Below are 18,500 nucleotides of genomic sequence, written 5' to 3'. Positions count from 1 at the left end.
CGGTGATCGACCGCTACGGGGCGCTGTGGGGGACCGGTTCGCCCAGGCCCAGCCGGGCGTACAGGTCGCGCGGTGTCACCGAGAGGTCGTTGAGGGCGGTGGTGGCGGCCGTGTTCACGGCGTGGCGCACGACCGCGTCCGGTAAGCGGGCGCCGGTCCCCAGGGTGGTGATGCCGCGGTCCGCCCAGGACGCCCACACCTCGCGGTCCCGGCGGCGGCGGGCGGCCATGCGGCGCACCTCCAGGGCGACCGCGTGGGCGAACGCCTCGCGCACGTCGGGGTCGGGGGAGTCGGCGAGGGCCGCCGCGCCGCCGCGGTCGTCGTAGCAGGACTCGACGCGGCGCAGGACGGCGGCGGCCACGCCCACGGAGTGGTTCTTGATCGCGGCCAGGTTGAACGCGAACGCGCCCAGGCGGCCGTGGCGGACGAGTTCGTCGCCCTCGCGCGGTCCGCCCACGGCCGAGATCGGGCCGGAGGGGGTGCCGCCGGGCCCCAGCAGGGTGCCGGAGGCGTCGACCTCCACGCCGCGGCCGGTGCGGGCGTGGGGGACGGCGAGGCCCTTGCGCAGGAGGGTGCGCCACAGGGTGGAGCCGGTGCGGGCGTAGTCGGGTTCCCGGCCGAAGTTGGCGATCACCAGGTCGGCCTCGACGGTGCCGACCGGGTCGACGGTCAGTTCGAGGGTCCCGGAGCCGGTGGGGGCGATGCGGTCCACCCGGCCGGTGATCAGGTCGATCTGGCCGCCGGGTCCCATCGCGGCGTGGACGACCTCGGTGGTGTAGGCCACGGCGCTCACGCGCAGCGTCGCCAGCAGGCTGCTGTGGCGGTCCAGCAGGGCGCGCAGGTCGTCGGTGGGGACGCGGGCCAGGGCGGGGGGCAGGTGCGGTTCCCACGCCTTGGTGATGCGCTCGGTGACCACGGCCGGCGGCACGTCGGGGTGCTCGCGCGCGACGGCGGCGGTGGCGCGCTCCCACTCCTCGACGACCAGCCGGACCAGGTCGTCGCGGCCCTCGTAGGTCGCGCGGTCCAGTTTGGGCGCGGGCAGGGGCAGGACGCGGTGGCGGTGGTCGTCGGGGTAGGTGCGCAGGGTCAGGCCGGAGCGGGAGATCATCCGGATCGGGCCGGTGTGGCCGCGCCGCAGCAGCAGGGACGCCACGTCGTAGGCGCTGAGCAGGGTGCCGATGACGGCGACGGTGGTGTCCGGCGGCTGGGCGAGGATGCGTTCGACGGCCCGGCCGGAGTAGGGGTGGCGGAGGAAGGACGGGTGGTCGGCGACCTCGGCGGCGAAGGGCAGCTCGCGTTCCTCCAGGCCGGTGGCGATGACGACGTGGTCGGCGCGGATCGTGGTGCGCCCGGTCGGGGTCTCGACGGTCACGCGGGTCCCGTCGTCGGCCACGTCGACGTCGGTGGCCTCGCCGTCGACCTCGGTCAGGGTCACGCCCGCGGACGCCTCGCGGGCGGCCTCGGCCAGGCGCTCGGCCAGGTAGTCGGCGTAGATGCGGCGGGGCGCGGGCCCGGACTCGGTGAACACCGCGTCGCGCCACTCCGGGGGCCAGTCGGCGCGGTCGGCCTCGGTGTTGGCCCAGACCACGAAGTCGTCGACGTCCTCGCGGAACATCGCCATGCGGCCGGCCTGGATGTTGAACACGTGCTGCCAGGGGTTGCCCTCGCGGTGGTAGGCGACGCCGGCGCTGCGGTGCTCCGGGCGCCGTTCCACCAGCACGACCTCCAGCGGTTCCCGGGCGAACAGCAGCAGGCGGACGGCGGTGGCGGTGCCGCCCAGCCCGGCGCCGACGACGACCACGCGCCGGTGGACTTCGGGGAAACGCGCCATGGTGCTCCTGTCGGCGGGCGGGGCGGGGACCGGTCGACGCACGTGAAGAACTTTCGGGACCAAGGTAGCCCAACGATGTTATCCAACAACACGCCGCGCCGGCGCGGGCTCTGCCGCCTGCGGGTTCGCGAACGTCCCCGTCCACGCGGCCAGCCCCGAGGCGGTCGGGCGCTCGCCGGGGAAGGCGTCCGCGAGGGCCCGCGCGTACCGCCGACCGTCCGGTGTGGACAGATCGGGCGGCGCCAGCCACGGCGCCGGGCGCCCGTCCCCGACCTCGCCCGCGAGCACCAGGGTTTCGTCCGCCGCCGGCAGGATTTCGACGCCCAGGCGGGCCGCCTCGTCCCGCACGACCCGCTCCGCCTGCGCCGCGCGGCCGGTCGGGGCGGAGGCGATCGCGAACGGGCCGCCCATGGCGGCCACCTCGGCCCGCAGCGCCGCCGCGTCGGCGTCGGTCAGCTCCGGCCACGGCACGTCGCCCCGGGCCCCGGTGAGCCTGGCCGCCAGCACCGCCGAGGCGTAGTCCGGCCCTTCGGGACCCCGCACGTCCGGACCCGTCCACGCGCCGTCGCCGGTGTCGACCACGACGGTGGTCCGCTCGCCCGCGCGGTCCAGCCACAGGTCGCCCCGCCCGCGGGGCAGCCAGACCAGCGCCCACCGGCCGCTCGCCGCCGGGAGCCGCCGGGCCGGGACCAGGGCGGTGGGGGCGTTGCCCACCCTCAGGTCGGCCTCGCCGGTGTGCACGAGGTTCCAGCCCGGCATGTGCGGCACCACCAGGACGTCCACCGGACCGCCCCGCAGGGCCACCCGGGTCAGCAGCGGGTCGCCGGCCGCCGGCGCGTCGAGGCGGCCGGCGATCGTGACGTGACCCAGACCGGTCAGCAGCACCAGGCCCAGCGCCGCCCCGGCCAGTCGCACGTCCGCCGCCGGCGGGCACAGCGCGAGCCACGCCAGGCCGGTGAACGCCGCCATCAGCGCGACGTAGGCCACGGACGAGGGCGGCCCGGCGAACCACGCGCCGGCCGCGGCGGTCACGAGCACGGCGCCCGCCGCGACGCACCGGCCCAGCACCGGGTGCCGGCCCCGCGGCACCGAGGGCAGCACCAGCAGCGCGATCAGCGCCACCGCGGCGGGACCGGGCATCCACGACGCCCGCGCCGCGAGCAGCACCGCGATCCCGCCCAACGCCGCGGCGCCGGTGACCGCCCGCCGCGCCGGGAGCCCCGGCGCGGCGGGCACGAACGGGCGTACCAGCGCCCAGGCCGCCACCGCGGTCACCGAGCCGAGCAGGAGCAGCCTCAGCAGGGTGAAGCCGAGCGGCAGGCCGACGGCGGCGTGGTCGTGCACCGGCTCAGGACGCGGCGCCGACCGGCGGCGCGCAGGAGCACCGCATCCCGGCGCGCTCCTCGCGCGTGGGCCGCAGGTGCAGCACCATGGCCACGACCATGGGCACGAACACGACGAAGTTGTAGAACAGGTGCAGCTCCACCCGCGGCACGATCAACTGGACCACGCTCGTCGGCACGGGCCGGCCGAGCAGGTTGGCGCCCGTCGACGCCTGGATGATCAGCAGCAGGTGCTCGATGTGGTGCCAGAACTGGAGGCCCAGCGCGATGGTCCACCACGTCTTCGACCGGCCGACGAACCCCTTGCGGAGGGCGAACAGGCCGATCAGCATGACCAGCGCGTAGCCGTAGTGCATGACCTCCGAGGAGACCAGCCACGGCGCCCACAGGCCGAGCACGCCCCGGGCCCGCGGTGTCGGCCATCCCAGGCCGTAGATCTGCACCGCCTGGGCGATGTGCTCCGCCCAGTGCGCGATGACGACGAAGAGGAACGCGTACAGCGCCGGCCGGTGCCACCGGGTGTTCAGCGGTCCGGCGACGACGGGAGCACGGGTCTGGGTCTGCGTTTGGGCCACGGTACCTCCTACTGCACTCGGCTCTGGGACTCGCCCCCGAGTCGTGCCGGTCTTCGGTTTCCCGATGCTCCGAAGATCTCCTGCGCGGGCGCCGCGACGGCACCCGGTCGCCCGGCCCGCACGTCGACGGGGTGACCGCGTCCGCACCCGCCCGACTGTATGGGCCTCGGCCCGTCCGGCCTTCTCCGTGCGTGCGGTGTTCGGCGGGCGTGGAGAAAACCGTGCGCCCAAGCGGGCGATCGGCCCAAGCGGATGGGGCCGTTCGTCCGTCGGACGGCCTGCGAAATGCCCGGGACGGGCGATTCGGTGCGTTCCCGGGAGGTCGGGGGCGGTGACGACAGGGTGTTAGCGCGCGTTCACTCGGAAGGTCTAGTTTACACCGTGTGCAGGGCGAGTAAATGATTGCGCTGTCACCCTCCGAAAAAGCCGGTGTGAACGAATGCAAAGATTGCGGCCAGGTTGACCGGGTGATCATGAGAGGTGCTTGCAACGGTCCGTCTTTGCTGCTTGCAAAGGCTGTCGGCAGCCTGGTAACTTCCGAAAAATAGGCCACTGATGGGTTGGCCGGGAGGTTGTCGGGCGAACTTCGGGTGCGGTTTCGCGAGAGTTCCTCGCCAGTGTTTCGGTTGGTCCGGTCGATGCTGGGGGCGAATCCGGGTTCGGTGCCCCGGCGATTGCATTCCCAACTCTTGTCGGATCTGCGATGTGGGGTCGTAGTGGAGGACACGGTAGAACGGGCGGTAGGGCGTGTTGTCGAATTCATGTACGAAAACCTGAGTGAACAGTTCACCATCGATGACATGGCCAGGACCGCCATGTACAGCAAGTTCCACTTCTCCCGCGTGTTCCAGCGGGTCACGGGCATCTCGCCGGGGCGGTTCCTGTCGGCGATCCGGTTGCAGGAGGCCAAGAGGCTGCTGGTGTGCACCTCGCTGACGGTCACCGACATCAGCCACCGGGTCGGCTACACCAGCGTCGGCACGTTCAGCTCCCGGTTCCGCAGCAGCGTCGGCGTCTCGCCCACGGTGTACCGGCAGCTCGGCGGGTTCGCCTCCGCGGTGCCGACGGCCTGGCGCGGCCAGGGGACGCACACCTCGACGGTGCACGGGCGGATCGTCGCGCCCCTGGGCGCCGCGTCGGGGCTGACCTTCCTCGGGCTGTTCCCCGATCCCATCCCGCAGGGCGCCCCGGTCCGCTGCTCGGTGTTGCACCGGCCCGGCCCGTACCTGCTCACCGACGTGCCACCCGGCACCTGGTACCTGATGGTCAGTTCCGTCCCGCCGGACGGGGACCCGGGCGTCGACTGCGCCAACCCCCGCGGCGAGGTGCCCAACGTCGCCTGCTCCGGGCCGATCACGGTCCGGGCCGGGACCCCGGTGGACCAGGTCGACCTGCGGTTGCGCCCGATCGGCGCGTTCGACCCGCCGATCCTCATGGCGCTGCTCGACCTCCGCTCCGCCTCCCTGGCCGCCGAGGCGGCCAGCTGACCCGGGCGGACCGAACCCCGGGGACCCGCCGCGACGGGTCCCCGGCAGTCCGGTTCCACGACCCCACCGCGGCACGCGCGACGGCGAGCCGGTCCGGTGTGACCGGCTCGCCGCCCTCGCGCGCGCCGCGGCCTCAGGTCCGCACGACCTCGCCGCCGGTCACCGCGCCGTTGCGCACCGGGTCGGTCGCGGACCGCTCCGCGACCTGCCCGGCCGCGACCTGCCCGGCCGCGACCTGCCCCGCCGCGACCTGCCCCGCCGCCTGCCGCGCCCGGCTCCGGTCCACGAAGTGCAGCGCCCAGAGGAAACCGCCGCGGACCAGGCACACGATCGCCGTGGCGAAGAAGATGCCGTAGGGGATGCTCATGCCCACCAGCGCCCCGTACACGACCGCCACGCCCGCGCCGAACGCCACCTGCGAGGCCGGCCGCGACGGCGACGTGCCCGGGTCGGTCACCATGTAGTTGGTGAACAGGATGAACGCCACGCCGGTCATCATGCCCAGCCCCGACGGGATCGACACGTCCAGCAGCACCCCGCGCACCACCGCCTGCAACGCGAAGGTCACCAGCCACGCCATGATCAGCCACAGCCGGTTGGTCAGCATCCCGTTGAGCATCGAGCCCGCCACCAGGATGACCAGCGGGATCACCCAGTCCCAGAACGTGCCGACGTGCTCGGTGAAGTGGTACGGCGGCGCGATCGACGCCCACGGGAACACCAGCAGGATCACCGTGATGCCGAAGTTCGACGGGTTCATGTAGTGGCGCAGCCGGCCGCGCACCGGCGCCCGCAGCACCCACTTCGCGCCGACCGCCACCGTGACGCCGAAGACCATCACCCACAGCCGGTCGTTGACGTAGGTCAGCATGTTCACCGCGAGCGCGGTGATGTGCGCCGGGTACAGGAACTCCACCACGCCCCGGGCGCCGCCGCCGGCGAACCTGGGCACCCGGCCCTCCTGCCGGGCCGAGACCAGCTCCAGCCCCGTCTCCACGGCGTAGGCGGTGGCCAGGGCGATGAACGGCCACAACCACGGCTGCTCGAAGCCGAGCACGGTGTAGCCCAGGACGTTGAACACGCTGATGGAGATCGCGAACCGGCGCAGCGCCGTGATGATCTTGGCGTCGTGCCGCGGCGGGGTCGCGGTCGTGGTGTCGGCCATGTCGGTCACTCCTCCTCGGCCTGGTCGCCGAGCCGCACGTCGTGCCAACCCGGCCTCAACGTCATCTCCTGCTCGTGCACCTCGCCGCCCCGGTCGCGCCACGTGATGCGCGCCCGCACCGGCCCGTCCTCGGACCCGAGCCCGAAGTGCACCTCGTGACTTCGCTTGCCGGAGTGCCCGCTGCCGCCGTCGACGCGGTTGACCAGCGTGCGGCCCGACGCCGTGGTCACCTCGACCTGCGCGCCGATCACGGGCGACCCGGCGCCCGGGAACGACCCCGGGCTCACGCCGGCCTCGTGCGTCAGGCGAAGGCCCAGGAACCGGCCCGGCGACCCGGCGGTGTTGCGGTAGAAGACCGGGTCCTCCCACTGCCGCGACACCGCCATGTCCAGCCGGCCGTCGCCGTCCACGTCGCCGGTGGCGATGCCGCGCGTGGGCACCGGCACGTCCAGGCCCAGCGACGGCGACACGTCGGTGTAGAAACCGCGCTCGTTGCGGGCGAACAGGTGGAACCTCTGGTGGCCCGCCACGTCGTCGCCGGGGCCGACCACCGGCCACCACAGCGGGTTGGCCAGCAGCGCGTCGTTCGCCGTCGCCAGCTCCTGCAACTGCGGCCAGCGGTTGACGTCGCCCTTGACGAACCCGGTCGCCTGCGCGACCTCCAGCCCGCCGTCGTTGTCGAAGTCGACCAGCTTGACGTCCCAGCCCCAGCCCGACCAGGCCAGCTGCAACGGGCCGCTCTCGTCCTCCCACACCGCCTCGCCCGCGGCCAGCGCCGAGGCGACCGCGGCCCGGTCGCGCTCCGTGCTCAGGAACGCGAAGTGCGACTCCTCGATCCCGAACGACGTGGTGATGTTGCTGACGTACAGGTCGTACACCCCGTCGCCGTTGAGGTCGCCGAAGTCGACGCCCATGCCCTTGAACGAGTCGATGCCGACGTTCTTGGACCGGGGCTCCCACGGCCCGCGCGAGCCCTCCACCACCCGGAACGCGGGCTTGCCCGGCGTGGACTCGTTGTGCAGCAGGCGGTCGGGGCCGAAGTCGTTGGCCACGTACAGCTCGGGCAGCAGGTCGCCGTCGACGTCGTTGGAGCCGGACGCGAGGGTCCAGCCGCGCGAGGCGTCGGAGGGGATCGCCCCGGGCGCCGCCCGGAACCGGGCCGCGGGCTCGTCGCCCGCCGCACCGCCGGCCCACAGCAGCAGGTGGTCCGGGCCGCCGTTGAGGGCGGCCGACATGGAGGCGTTCATCTCCACGCCCGTGCTCCGCGCCGGGTCCAGCACCGGGCCGTCGGGGAAGTAGTTGCCGATGTAGATGTCGTCGTGGCCGTCACCGTCGAAATCGGCCACCGTGGCGGAGTTCGAGTTCCACTCCGGGCCGTCGTAGCGGCCCGACGCGGCGCCGGGCACCAGCTCGGTCGCCAGGTAGGTCCCCGGGCCCATGCCCTCGGCGTTCGCCCTGGCCAGGTGCAGGATCGGGGTGCGACCCCACAGGTAGACCAGCAGGTCCACCCGGCCGTCCTCGTTGAAGTCGCCGGGCACGCAGCCCATGGGCGCCATCACGTCGTTGACCGGCAGCGACCCCGGGCCGAGCACGAACGGCTCGTAGCGCCGCTGCCCGCCGGGCGCCGGGGCCGGGGCCGGGGTGACGATCACCTGGTCGACGCGCACGTCCACGTAGCACAGGTCGTTGGCCAGGCCGTCGCCGTCGAGGTCGTTGAGCGCCACGGCCGAGCCGACCGAGGAGATCCAGGCGTTGATGTGACCGTAGCGCTGGTTCACCGCGCGGATGGACCGCTGGGTGTGGCCGCCGGGCAGGGCGACGGTCTCCGGTGCGAAACCGAAGCGGGCGGCGAGGGCCTGCTTCTCCTGCGCCGACACCTCGGGCAGGCGGGCCACCAAGAACGTGGCCGCGACGAGCACGAGCGCCATGACGCCGGGCAGCTGCCTGCGCAGCCATCTGGCTGTGGAGGTCACGGGCTGACTCCTTCCTGGTGGACGGGGGCGCCTGCGGCGGGGTGCCGTGGCCGGTGTTCGCGCACGCTTCCCGGGCGCGCTCCGGTGGCGCCCGGGAGAACCCGATGAATGAAAGGCGGAAATGCGGGCCGGTCGCGGCGTGAATGGCGGCGACCACGCCGCCGGGGCACACCGCCCGATCGGCGTCGACCCGCGCCTCGACCGGGAAGGTGCGGTCGACTACGGCTGCGACCGGGTGGTCGCCGGGATTCTGCTTCGCGGCAGTCGCAGGGCAGTCAACCTCGTCCCCGATTCGGTCGGCCATCTCCGGCAGGCGAACGACAAAATTTTTGCAGAGCGCTCGGGGGTGCTGCTACTCCAGACTTGCTCACGCTCGCCGGCGCAATTGACCGGGGTGAACCGGTGCTCCGATCAGGTAATTCGAATCGGCGTCGTCGCTGTTCGGCGTCGATACAGAAGGTGGTTGCGGCATTGGCGCCCCGCTTCCCGGAGGTCGTGCCGGCACTGCACTGCTGCCAACGTACGGGCGTACTGCCCTGCGCTGCCCGGGTGGTTTCAAAGTGGCATCAGTTACCTTTGCAAAAGGGTTCGGAGCGGGGCATTGTCCGGCTTCGCGAGTCCCCCCGCATACTCCCGGCTTGCCGTGGTCGGGCCCCCGCGGCGGTGCTCCGGCAAGGCACGGAGTGAGAAGCCGCACCATTGTCGATCATGTGATCCTCGTGCCGCCGCTCGTGCACTCCGTCCGACCGGAAGTGGGGCAAAGATGATCACATTGGAAACCGTCAACCTGGAGATCGAGGGCCCGAAAGCCGTCGTTCACCTGAATCGCCCGGACAAGAAGAACGCGATGAACCCGCAGATGCACCGGGACATGAACACCGTCCTGGACCGCATCGAGGAGGACGGCGGCGTCAAGGCCGTCGTCATCACCGGCACCGGCAACAGCTTCAGCTCCGGCATGGACCTGGAGGAGTGCTTCCTGCGGCCCTTCGACGACCCGCAGCTGTTCTACCGGACCAACCTGGTGGCCCTGAAGTGGTTCCAGCGCCTCAAGGCGTTCCCGGCGGTGACCATCGCCAAGGTCAACGGCTTCGCGTTCGGCGGCGGGTTCCTGGTGACCGGGCTGTGCGACCTCGCGGTCGCGGACGAGACCGCGCTGTTCGGCCTGTCCGAGATCAACTTCGGCATCTTCCCGGCGGGCGGCGCCACCTGGGCCGCCACCCACAACCTGGCCCGCAAGCAGGCGCTCTACTACATCCTCACCGGCGACACCATGACCGGCCGCGAGGCGGAGCAGCACGGCCTGGTCAACAAGGCGGTGCCCGCGGCCGAGCTGGACGCCGAGACCGACCGCCTGGTCGCCAAGATCGTCAACAAGAACCCGGTCACGCTGCACCTGGCCAAGCAGGTCTACGAGCGCACCACGGAGCTGGACCTGCCCGCCGCCATCGACTACGACCAGGCCAAGCTGTGGGAGCTGTCCCGGCTCAGCGGCAACGAGTGGATCAACGTCGCGCTCAGGCAGTTCGAGAAGCGCAGCTACCAGCCCGGCCTGAGCACCTACAAGCGCGCCGAAGCGGACGTGACGCCGTGATCGTCACCGGCCCGCCCGTCGAGATCCCCGACACCACGCTGACCGCCTTCGTGCTGGAACGGGCCCGGCGGCACGGCGACGCGGTCGCGATCGTCGACGTCGACCACGGCGGCGGTCACACCTACGCCGAACTGGTGACGGCCGTGCGCCGCGCCGCCGCCGGGCTGAGCGCCCGCGGCTTCGGCAAGGGCGACGTGCTCGCCGTGCTCGCGCCCAACGTGCCCGACTACCCGGTCGTGGTGCACGCGGCCGTCGCGGCCGGCGGCGCCGTGGTCGTGCTCAACCCGCTCGACACCGCCGACGACCTCGCCGGTCGCCTCACCGAGGCCGGCGCGCGACTGGTGGTGACCGTGCCCGCCGAGGTGGACAAGGCGCTGGAGCTGGCCCGCCGCACCCCGGTCGAGGAGGTCCTCGTGCTCGGCGAGGCCGCCGGCGCGACCCCGTTCGCCGCGCTGGCGGTCGACGGCCCGCTGCCCGAACCGGAGGTCGACCCCGCCGAGGACACCGCCGCCCTGCTGCACTCCAGCGGCAGCACCGGCCACCCCAAGGCCGTCGTGCTCACCCACCGCAACATGATCGCCAAGGCGCTCCTGACCAGCCTCGTCGCCCCCCACGGCGAGGGCGCCCGGGTGCTGGCCGTGCCGCCGTTCCACCACGCCTTCGGGCTGACCATGATGATGAACGCCGGCCTCGTCCAGGGCTCGACCATGGTCACCATGCGGCGCTTCGACCCCGAGGCGTTCCTCAAGGCGATCCAGGACCACCGGATCACCCACCTCTACATCGTGCCCACGATGGCGGTCCTGCTGGCCCGCAGCCCGCTGGTCGACCGCTACGACCTGTCCTCGCTGCGCTCGATCGTCTCCGGCGGCGCCGCGCTCGACCCGGCCATCGCCGAGCTGGTCCGGCGGCGCGTGGGCTGCGACATCGCCCAGGGCTACGGCCTCACCGAGTCCATGGTCTCGTTCATGCAGGACCGGGTGCCGGCCGTGCCCGCCTCGGTCGGCCGCCCCGCGCCCGGCGTCGAGTGCAAGGTCGTCGACGTCGACACCCGCGAGGAACTGGGGCCCCACCGCGACGGCGAGGTGCTGATCCGGGGACCCCAGGTGATGAAGGGCTACCTCGGCGCCGAGGAGGCCACCCGGGCGGTGCTGGAACCCGACGGGTTCCTGCGCACCGGCGACCTGGGCCACGTCGACGACGACGGCGAGCTGTTCCTCGTCGACCGCATCAAAGAGCTGATCAAGTACAACGGCCAGCAGGTGTCGCCGGTCGAGCTGGAGGCCGTGCTCCTGTCCCACCCCAAGGTCGCCGACGCCGCCGTGGTCGGCGTGCCCGACGAGGAGGCCGGCGAGGTGCCCAAGGGCTTCGTCGTGGCCCGCGAGCCCGTCACCCCCGAGGAGCTGATGGCGTTCGTCGCCGGCCGCGTCGCGCCCTACCAGAAGATCCGGCGGATCGAATTCGTCGACCGCATCCCGCGCACCCCGGTCGGCAAGGTCGAACGCCGCACCCTGAAAGAACGCCCCGCCGCCTGAACCCCCGTTCCCGGGCGGGAGGCCAACCTCGGAGAAGCGGGGACCCCGGCGCGCGGGGAATCTGGAAGGCGGGAAGCCGGCCCTCGAAAAGCCGGGTCCACAGGCGATGTTCCGGGTATCGGCGGAGCCGACCGCGTCGGCACCCAGGAGGAGATCCGATGAACCGAGTCGTTTCCAGGGCGGAGTGGCTGGAAGCCCGCAAAGCCCTTTTGGAGAAAGAGAAGGAAGTCACCAAGGCGCGTGACATGATCGCGGCCGAGCGGCGCGCCCTGCCGATGGTGAAGGTCGAGAAGGAGTACCTCTTCGAGGGGCCGCAGGGCACCCTCACGCTGCCCGACCTGTTCGAGGGCCGCCGGCAGCTCGTCATCCGGCACTACATGTACAGCCCGGGCGCCGAGGAGGGCTGCATCGGGTGCTCGATGCAGGCCGACAGCGTGGGCGAGCTGGCGCACATGTGGGCCAGGGACACCACCTTCGCCATGGTCTCCCGCGCGCCGCTGGCCGACTTCCAGGCGTTCAAGGCCAGGATGGGCTGGACCATGCCGTGGTACTCGTCCTACGGCAGCGACTTCAACTACGACTACGAGGTCACCACCGATCAGGGGGAGTCGCCCGGCGTCAGCGCCTTCTACCGCGAGGGCGACGACGTGTACTTCACCTACTCGATCTTCGACCGGGGCGGTGACATCTTCAAGAACTTCTACAACTACCTGGACATCACGCACCTCGGCCGCCAGGAGGACCAGTTGGAGCACCCCTGGGACTGGTGGCGCTTCAAGGACCGCTACGACGTCGAGGGCGCGACCGGTCCGGGTGAGAACTGGTGGAACGGCACCAGGTACCAGTCGTGACCGACCCCCGGTCGGCGGCCCCGAGGGCTGCCCGGGCACCCCGGCGCCTGCCCCCGCGCCGGGGTGCCCGACCCGGGCGGACGGGCACGTGAACCGGCAACACCACGAGCTGGAGGACACATGATGAGCGACCTGTCCGGCAGGACGGCGATCGTCGTCGGCGCGAGCCGCGGCCTGGGTCACGGCATCGCCACCGCGCTGGCCCAGGCGGGAGCGCCGGTGGTCGCGGTGTCGCGGACCCCGGCGGAGTTCCCCGACGCAGGCGTGGGCTCCGTGCGCACCGAGATCGCCGACGCGGGCGACCCGAGGGTCGCCGCCGACCTCCTCGACCGCCACTCCCCGGAGGTGATCGTCGTGGTGGCGGGCTCCGTCCCGCACATGCGCCCCCTCCAGCAGCAGACGTGGGAGACGTTCTCCGCCAACTGGGAGAGCGACGTGCGCATCGCGTTCCACTGGCTGCGCGAGGTGCTGCTCACGCCGCTGCGCCCGGGCAGCCGGGTGGTCGTGTTCAGCAGCGGCGCCGCCCTCAACGCCGACGGGTCGCCCCTGAGCGGCGGCTACGCCGGCGCCAAGGCCACCCAGCGCTACATCACCGCCTACGCCCAGGGCGAGTCCCGCGCCGCCGGCCTGGACATCACCTTCACCTCCGTGCTGCCCCGGTTCGCCCCGTCGACCGGCGTCGGCCGGCCCGCGGTCGAGGCGTACGCCGCCCGGGCGGGCCTGGAGGTGGACGACTTCCTGCGCCACCACGCGCCGCTGCTCACCCCGGAGATCACCGGCAAGGCCGTGGTGGACCTCGTGCAGGCCGACGCGGTCGACGTTGCGCCCGCCTACGTGCTCAACGGCACCGGGCTGCACGCCCTGTCCTGATCCGCCGCCGCGACGAAGGGGCGGGACCTCCGACGAGGTCCCGCCCCTTCGTCGTGACGCCGATTTCCCGGCGACGACCGGAATGCGCGAACCCCGGTGACTTTCCGCCCGACCCGCCAGCGAATTCCCGACCGGCCGACCACCCCCTTTCCGGCAAGTCGGGAGAAGTGGCGTGCCGACGGCCACTCCCATACTGGTTCCCGAGTTGACCGGCTGTGCACGCCGTCGACCCGGGTCGACGCCCGAACGGGAACACACCGGGCCCGGTGACCGCGGCACACCATTTGTCGCTACCAATCCAGTGAGCCTCGCGGGAGAAGATCCCGACGGCGGTCGGCGGGGAGATCATGGCTGAATTCGCAGGACGAACGCGCAGGCTTGTGCCGGGGGTGGTGGCGGTCCTCGTCGCCGCCCTGCTGTTCACGGTGTCGCAGAACGCGGTCGCGGTGCCCGGCGGCGACGAGATCGCCGCGCAGTACAAGTTCCGGGAGCTGCCCATCGCGCTGCCCCCGGGCTACGAGGACCGCGAGATGAAGAACATCCGCGAGGTCAACCCGGCCTACTTCCGCATCCGCAGCTGGGTGTCCTCGGTCGGCGCGGGCATCGCCCTCAACGACCTCACCGGCAGCGGCCGGCCCACCTCGCTGTGCATCGTCGACCCGCGCACCGACGAGGTGATCGTCACCTACGCGCCCAACGCGCCGCAGGAGGACCGGTTCGACCCGTTCCTGCTCGACCCCGCGCCGCTGCCCATGGGACGCGCGATGGCGCCCACCGGCTGCACGCCCGGCGACTACAACGTGGACGGCCGCACGGACCTGCTGATCACCTACTGGGGCCGCACCCCCGTCCTGTTCCTGGCCAAGGCCGGCGCCCGGGAGGTCGCCCCCGACTCCTACCGGCCGCAGGAGCTGGTGCCCCAGGTGACCGTGGACGGCGACTACCACGGCCCCAAGTGGCACACCAACGCCGTCACCGTCGGCGACCTCGCGGGCAACGGCCGGCCGGACATCATCATCGGCAACTACTTCCCCGACTCCGACGTGCTCGACCCGCAGGGCCAGAACAACGTGGAGATGAACGACTCCCTCTCGCGCGCCCTCAACGGCGGCGGCAGCCACGTGCTGCGCTGGGAGGCCGGCACCGCGGGCGACGAGCCCACGGCGAGCTACTCGACGGAGACCGACGCCATCCCCTACCTGGCCGCGAACGGCTGGACCCTGGGCCTGAGCAACGCCGACATGACCGGCGACGGGCGGCCCGAGGTCTACATCGCCAACGACTTCGGCCACGACTTCATGCTGCACAACACCTCCACCGAGGACGCGATCAAGTTCTCCGTCGTCAAGGGCGAGCGCACCCCGACCACGCCCAAGTCCTTCGTCGTCGGCAACGACTCGTTCAAGGGCATGGGCGTCGACTTCGGCGACGTGGACCGCAACGGCAGCTTCGACATGGCCGTCAGCAACATCAGCACCGCCTGGGGCCTGGAGGAGAGCCACTTCCTGTGGATCAACGACGCGGACAGCCCGCATCGCATGGGTGAGGCGATGAGCCGCGGCGTGGCCGACTTCACCCAACGCGCCCAGGAGTTCAACACCGCCTGGTCCGGCTGGGGCTGGGACGTCAAGATGGCCGACTTCGCCAACACCGGCAACCTCGACGTCGTCCAGACCACGGGCTTCGTCAAGGGCGACATCGACCGCTGGCCCTGGCTCCAGGAGCTGGCGATGTCCAACGACATGCTGGTGTCCAACCCGGCCATGTGGCCCAACATGCAGCCCGGCGACGACATCTCCGGCCACGAGGCGCCCGCGTTCTTCGCCCGGGGCCGCCACCACGACACCTTCGTCAACATCACCGGCGAGGTGGGCCTGGGCGTGCACCACCCCAGCCGCGGCATCGCCATCGGCGACACCAACCGCACCGGCGCGCTCGACCTCGCCATCGCCCGGCAGTGGGGTCCGCCCTCGTTCTACGCCAACGAGGCGCCCGACCGCGGCGGTTACCTGACGCTGCACCTGTACCGGCCGGTGGAGGGCCCCGAGACGGGCCTGTCCGGTCCGGGCACGCCGGTCTACGGCGCCACCGTCGAGGTCTCCACGCCCGACGGCCGCAAGCAGGTCTCCCAGCTCGACGGCGGCAGTGGCCACGGCGGCAAGCGCAGCTTCGACGTCCACTTCGGCTTCGGCGACTACACCGGGCCGGTGACCGCGAAGCTCTGCTGGCGCGACCTCGACGGCGCCCTGCACGAGCAGACCACGCAGCTCGACCAGGGTGACCGCACCCTCGTCCTGACCGACACCGCACAGGAGGTTCCGGGCCGATGAGCGTCACCGCCAACACCGACCGGGCGGGGGCGGGCGCACCGCCCCCCGCCTCGCCGACGATCCCCGCGCCGAAGAAGCCCAAGCTGGACCCCCGCTACGTCGCGCTGCGCAACTTCGCCATCTCCATCAGCGTCTTCAACACCTTCGGCTACACCCTGCTCGGGTTCGAGCAGCCGTGGCTGTGGCCCTTCGTCGCCGTGCTCACCGGCTACCTCACCGAGCTCGCCCTGGAGGTGGTCAGCGCCTGGGCCCACGGGCGGGCACCCCGGTTCCTCGGCAACGGCGCCCGCGGCGTCTACGAGTTCCTGCTGCCCGCGCACATCACCGCGCTCGCGGTGAACATGCTGCTCTACGCCAACAACCAGCTGTGGCCGGTGCTGTTCGGCGTGTTCTGCGGCGTGGCGGCCAAGCACGTCCTCCAGGCCCCGATCGCGGGCCGGATGCGGCACTACATGAACCCGTCGAACTTCGGCATCACCATGGCGCTGCTGTTCTTCGGCTCGTGGATCAGCATCGCGCCGCCCTACGAGTTCACCGAGGAGGCCAACTACTTCTGGCGCGTGATGATCCCCATCATCATCGCGACCGCGGGCACCGTGATCAACGGCATGCTCACCAAGCGGGTCGCGCTGATCGTGGGCTGGATGGGCGGCTTCGCCATCCAGGCGTTCATCCGGCACTGGATCTGGGACGTGTCGCTGTACAACGCGCTGGGCGTGATGACCGGCGTCGCGTTCGTCCTGTTCACCAACTACATGATCACCGATCCGGGCACGACGCCGACCAAACCGCTCAACCAGTTCATGTTCGGCAGCGGCGTGGCGTTCGTCTACGGCACCCTCATGGTCTTCAACGTCGTCTACACCCTGTTCTTCGCCACCGCGATCGTGTGCCTCATCCGCGGCCTGGGCTGGTGGGTGGCGCACCTGCGCGGCAAGTCCCGGCAGGTGCGGGAACCGGCCGGCGCGGGGGTGGGCGCCGGCCCGGCCCGGCCCACCGGGCACGGGCACAGCGGCAGCGGGGTGGTCCGGGTATGAGCGCCCGGACCAGGGCGGCGGACCGGCCCGGCGCGACCGACCTGCCCGACGCCGAGGTGCTGCTGGTCGACGCGCCCGACCACGGGTCGCTCCGCCCGGCGCTGACCGGGCCGGCCGAGCTGCTCGCCGGCGCCGGCCGCGCCCGCCTGGCCGACCTGGCCGGCTCGCTCGCCGCCGAGCTGTCCGGCCACCCGGTCCGCGCGGCCGTCGTCGCCGCCACGGCGGCGGAGGCCCGTGCCCGGCTCCGCCGGCTCGCCGAGCTGGTCGACGCGGGGGAGACCGACGCGTTCCGGCCGGAGGAGGGGCTGTTCCTCGGCCGGCGCGCCACGCCGCCGCGCATCGCCCTGCTGTTCCCGGCGCGGGGCCCGCGCGGCGGGTCCGCGGGCGCGGTCGGCCGCTTCCCGGCGGCGGCCGACGTGCTGCGCGCCGCCGGCGGGCGGGACGGCCAGGCCCGCGTGGTGGCCACCTCGCTGGCGACCGCGCGGGCGCTGGAGTCCCTGGGCGTGCGGGCGGAGGTGGCGGTCGGGCACAGCCTGGGCGAGTTCACCGCGTTCGCGTGGGCCGGCGCGGTGGACGACGAGCGGGTGCTCGCGCTGGCCGCGGCCCGCGACCGGGCGATGGACGACGCGGGCGACGGCGCGGGCGGCATGGCCGTCCTGCTCACCGGGGCCGAGCGGGCGACCGCCCTGGCCCGCGGTGAGCGGGACGTGGTGGTCGCGGGCTTCCACAGCCCGCACCAGGTCGTGCTGTCCGGCCCCGCCGACGCCCTGGACCGGGTGTGCGCCGCCGCGCTGGACGACGGCGTGCCGGCGTTCCGGCTGAACGCGCCGCACGCCTTCCACACGCCGCGCGTGCGGGCCGCCGCCGACGCCATGGCCGAGGTGCTGGCCGGCGTCGCGTTCGCACCGGTGACCCGGGAGGTCGTCTCCACCGTGACCGCCCGCCCCGTGGGGGGCGCCGCCGACGTGCGCGGCCTGCTGCGGGACCAGGTCCTCGCGCCGGTCCGGTTCCACCAGGCCGCCGCCCGCGCGATCGCCGGCGCGGACCTGGTGCTCGAAGCGGGCCCGGGGCGCGCGCTCACCGACCTGGTCGCCGAGATCGACCCCGCGGCCAGGGCGCTGGCCACCGAGACCGACGGCCCGTCGTCGGTCCCGCTGCTCACCGCCGTCGCCGCCGCGTTCGCGCTCGGCGCGCCCGTCGACGGCGCGGCCCTGTTCGCGGGCCGGGTGTGGAGCCGGGTGCGGACCCGGCTGCCGCGTGCCGACGACGGGCTGGAGCGCGTGGTCGAGAGCTGCTGCCGACCGGCGGTGCGCCCGAGCGCCGCCGGGTGACCCGAGGAGGGCATCGTGACCGAGAACGGTTCCGCGCCGCGCGGCGAGACCCCCGTGGCGACCCGGCACGCACCGGGCCTGCGGGAGGTGATGCGCGAGTTCGCCACCGGGATCACCGTGCTGACCACCGGCGGCGAGTTCGCCCACGGCATGACGGCGAACGCCTTCAGCTCGGTGTCGCTGGACCCGCCGCTGGTGATGTGCTGCGTGGCGCGCACCGCCGTCATGCACTCGGCGATCACCGGGGCCGGGCACTTCGCGGTGTCCATCCTCGGCGCCGACCAGGAGTCGACGGCCCGGTACTTCGCCGACCGGCGGCGCCCGCGGGGCCCCGGCCAGTTCACCGGCGTCGACTGGCGGCCCGGCCCGCACACCGGCGCCCCGCTGCTGGGTGGCGCGTCGGCGTGGCTGGAGTGCCGGCTCACCCACGCCCACGAGGGCGGCGACCACACCATCTTCGTCGGCGAGGTGCTGGCCGCCGGCGCCGCGCCCGGCGCGGGGCCGCTGCTGTTCTTCGGCGGCGGCTACCGCCGGGTGGCCCCGGTCACGGGAGGTGCGCGCGCATGACGACCGGAGCG

General features: G+C 72.8%; 14 protein-coding genes. 9 read left to right on the top strand and 5 right to left on the bottom strand.

Going from position 1 to position 18,500, the window contains the following annotated elements:
* Window positions 1-13: 13 nt before the first annotated feature.
* The 3 genes from EKG83_RS49170 to EKG83_RS28110 form a co-directional block, all read right to left on the bottom strand.
* Window positions 14-1,831: an FAD/NAD(P)-binding protein gene (locus tag EKG83_RS49170; RefSeq protein ID WP_033428884.1), complete on the bottom strand. Its 1,818-nt coding sequence runs from the start codon at window positions 1,829-1,831 to the stop codon at window positions 14-16.
* Window positions 1,832-1,909: 78 nt separating this feature from the next.
* On the bottom strand, window positions 1,910-3,175 hold the full coding sequence (locus EKG83_RS28115; RefSeq protein ID WP_033428885.1) for a DUF6239 family natural product biosynthesis protein: 1,266 nt from the start codon (window positions 3,173-3,175) through the stop codon (window positions 1,910-1,912).
* 4 nt (window positions 3,176-3,179) lie between these two features.
* The gene (locus tag EKG83_RS28110) at window positions 3,180-3,749 is read right to left on the bottom strand and encodes a hypothetical protein (protein ID WP_033428886.1); all 570 of its coding nucleotides are present in this window, start codon (window positions 3,747-3,749) and stop codon (window positions 3,180-3,182) included.
* A gap of 761 nt (window positions 3,750-4,510) precedes the next feature.
* On the opposite strand from EKG83_RS28110, the gene EKG83_RS28105 reads away from it, so the two are divergent.
* Window positions 4,511-5,236, top strand: coding sequence for a helix-turn-helix transcriptional regulator (locus tag EKG83_RS28105; RefSeq protein ID WP_051764789.1), 726 nt, complete (start codon window positions 4,511-4,513; stop codon window positions 5,234-5,236).
* Window positions 5,237-5,369: 133 nt separating this feature from the next.
* Here the strand turns inward: EKG83_RS28105 and EKG83_RS28100 are convergent, their stop codons facing one another.
* Complete coding sequence (locus EKG83_RS28100; RefSeq protein ID WP_033428982.1) at window positions 5,370-6,401, bottom strand: hypothetical protein; 1,032 nt, start codon at window positions 6,399-6,401, stop codon at window positions 5,370-5,372.
* 5 nt (window positions 6,402-6,406) lie between these two features.
* Window positions 6,407-8,374 carry a CRTAC1 family protein gene (locus tag EKG83_RS28095; protein WP_033428888.1) on the bottom strand — a complete coding sequence of 656 codons (1,968 nt, stop codon included), beginning with the start codon at window positions 8,372-8,374 and terminating at the stop codon, window positions 6,407-6,409.
* Window positions 8,375-9,137: 763 nt separating this feature from the next.
* Between EKG83_RS28095 and EKG83_RS28090 the strand changes: the two genes are divergently transcribed.
* From EKG83_RS28090 to EKG83_RS28055, 8 genes are all read left to right on the top strand, one after another.
* On the top strand, window positions 9,138-9,968 hold the full coding sequence (locus EKG83_RS28090) for a p-hydroxycinnamoyl CoA hydratase/lyase (RefSeq protein WP_033428889.1): 831 nt from the start codon (window positions 9,138-9,140) through the stop codon (window positions 9,966-9,968).
* Window positions 9,965-11,503 carry an AMP-binding protein gene (locus EKG83_RS28085; protein WP_033428890.1) on the top strand — a complete coding sequence of 513 codons (1,539 nt, stop codon included), beginning with the start codon at window positions 9,965-9,967 and terminating at the stop codon, window positions 11,501-11,503. Before EKG83_RS28090 ends, EKG83_RS28085 begins: the two co-directional genes overlap by 4 nt.
* Window positions 11,504-11,661: 158 nt before the next feature.
* Window positions 11,662-12,354, top strand: a complete 693-nt coding sequence (locus tag EKG83_RS28080; protein WP_033428891.1) for a DUF899 domain-containing protein — start codon at window positions 11,662-11,664, stop codon at window positions 12,352-12,354.
* A gap of 123 nt (window positions 12,355-12,477) precedes the next feature.
* The gene (locus EKG83_RS28075) at window positions 12,478-13,224 is read left to right on the top strand and encodes an SDR family NAD(P)-dependent oxidoreductase (RefSeq protein WP_033428983.1); all 747 of its coding nucleotides are present in this window, start codon (window positions 12,478-12,480) and stop codon (window positions 13,222-13,224) included.
* 347 nt (window positions 13,225-13,571) lie between these two features.
* The gene (locus tag EKG83_RS28070; RefSeq protein ID WP_051764791.1) at window positions 13,572-15,554 is read left to right on the top strand and encodes an ASPIC/UnbV domain-containing protein; all 1,983 of its coding nucleotides are present in this window, start codon (window positions 13,572-13,574) and stop codon (window positions 15,552-15,554) included.
* Window positions 15,551-16,591: a hypothetical protein gene (locus EKG83_RS28065; RefSeq protein ID WP_033428892.1), complete on the top strand. Its 1,041-nt coding sequence runs from the start codon at window positions 15,551-15,553 to the stop codon at window positions 16,589-16,591. The genes EKG83_RS28070 and EKG83_RS28065 overlap by 4 nt, the downstream gene beginning before the upstream one ends.
* Window positions 16,588-17,922 carry an ACP S-malonyltransferase gene (locus EKG83_RS28060; protein WP_033428893.1) on the top strand — a complete coding sequence of 445 codons (1,335 nt, stop codon included), beginning with the start codon at window positions 16,588-16,590 and terminating at the stop codon, window positions 17,920-17,922. Before EKG83_RS28065 ends, EKG83_RS28060 begins: the two co-directional genes overlap by 4 nt.
* Window positions 17,923-18,012: 90 nt before the next feature.
* The gene (locus tag EKG83_RS28055; protein ID WP_051764878.1) at window positions 18,013-18,489 is read left to right on the top strand and encodes a flavin reductase family protein; all 477 of its coding nucleotides are present in this window, start codon (window positions 18,013-18,015) and stop codon (window positions 18,487-18,489) included.
* The last annotated feature ends 11 nt before the right edge of the window (window positions 18,490-18,500 follow it).

This window comes from Saccharothrix syringae, assembly GCF_009498035.1.
Taxonomy (GTDB): domain Bacteria; phylum Actinomycetota; class Actinomycetes; order Mycobacteriales; family Pseudonocardiaceae; genus Actinosynnema; species Actinosynnema syringae.
Note: the sequence above shows the minus strand (reverse complement) of the source record. Positions and strands in the feature narration are given on the sequence as shown.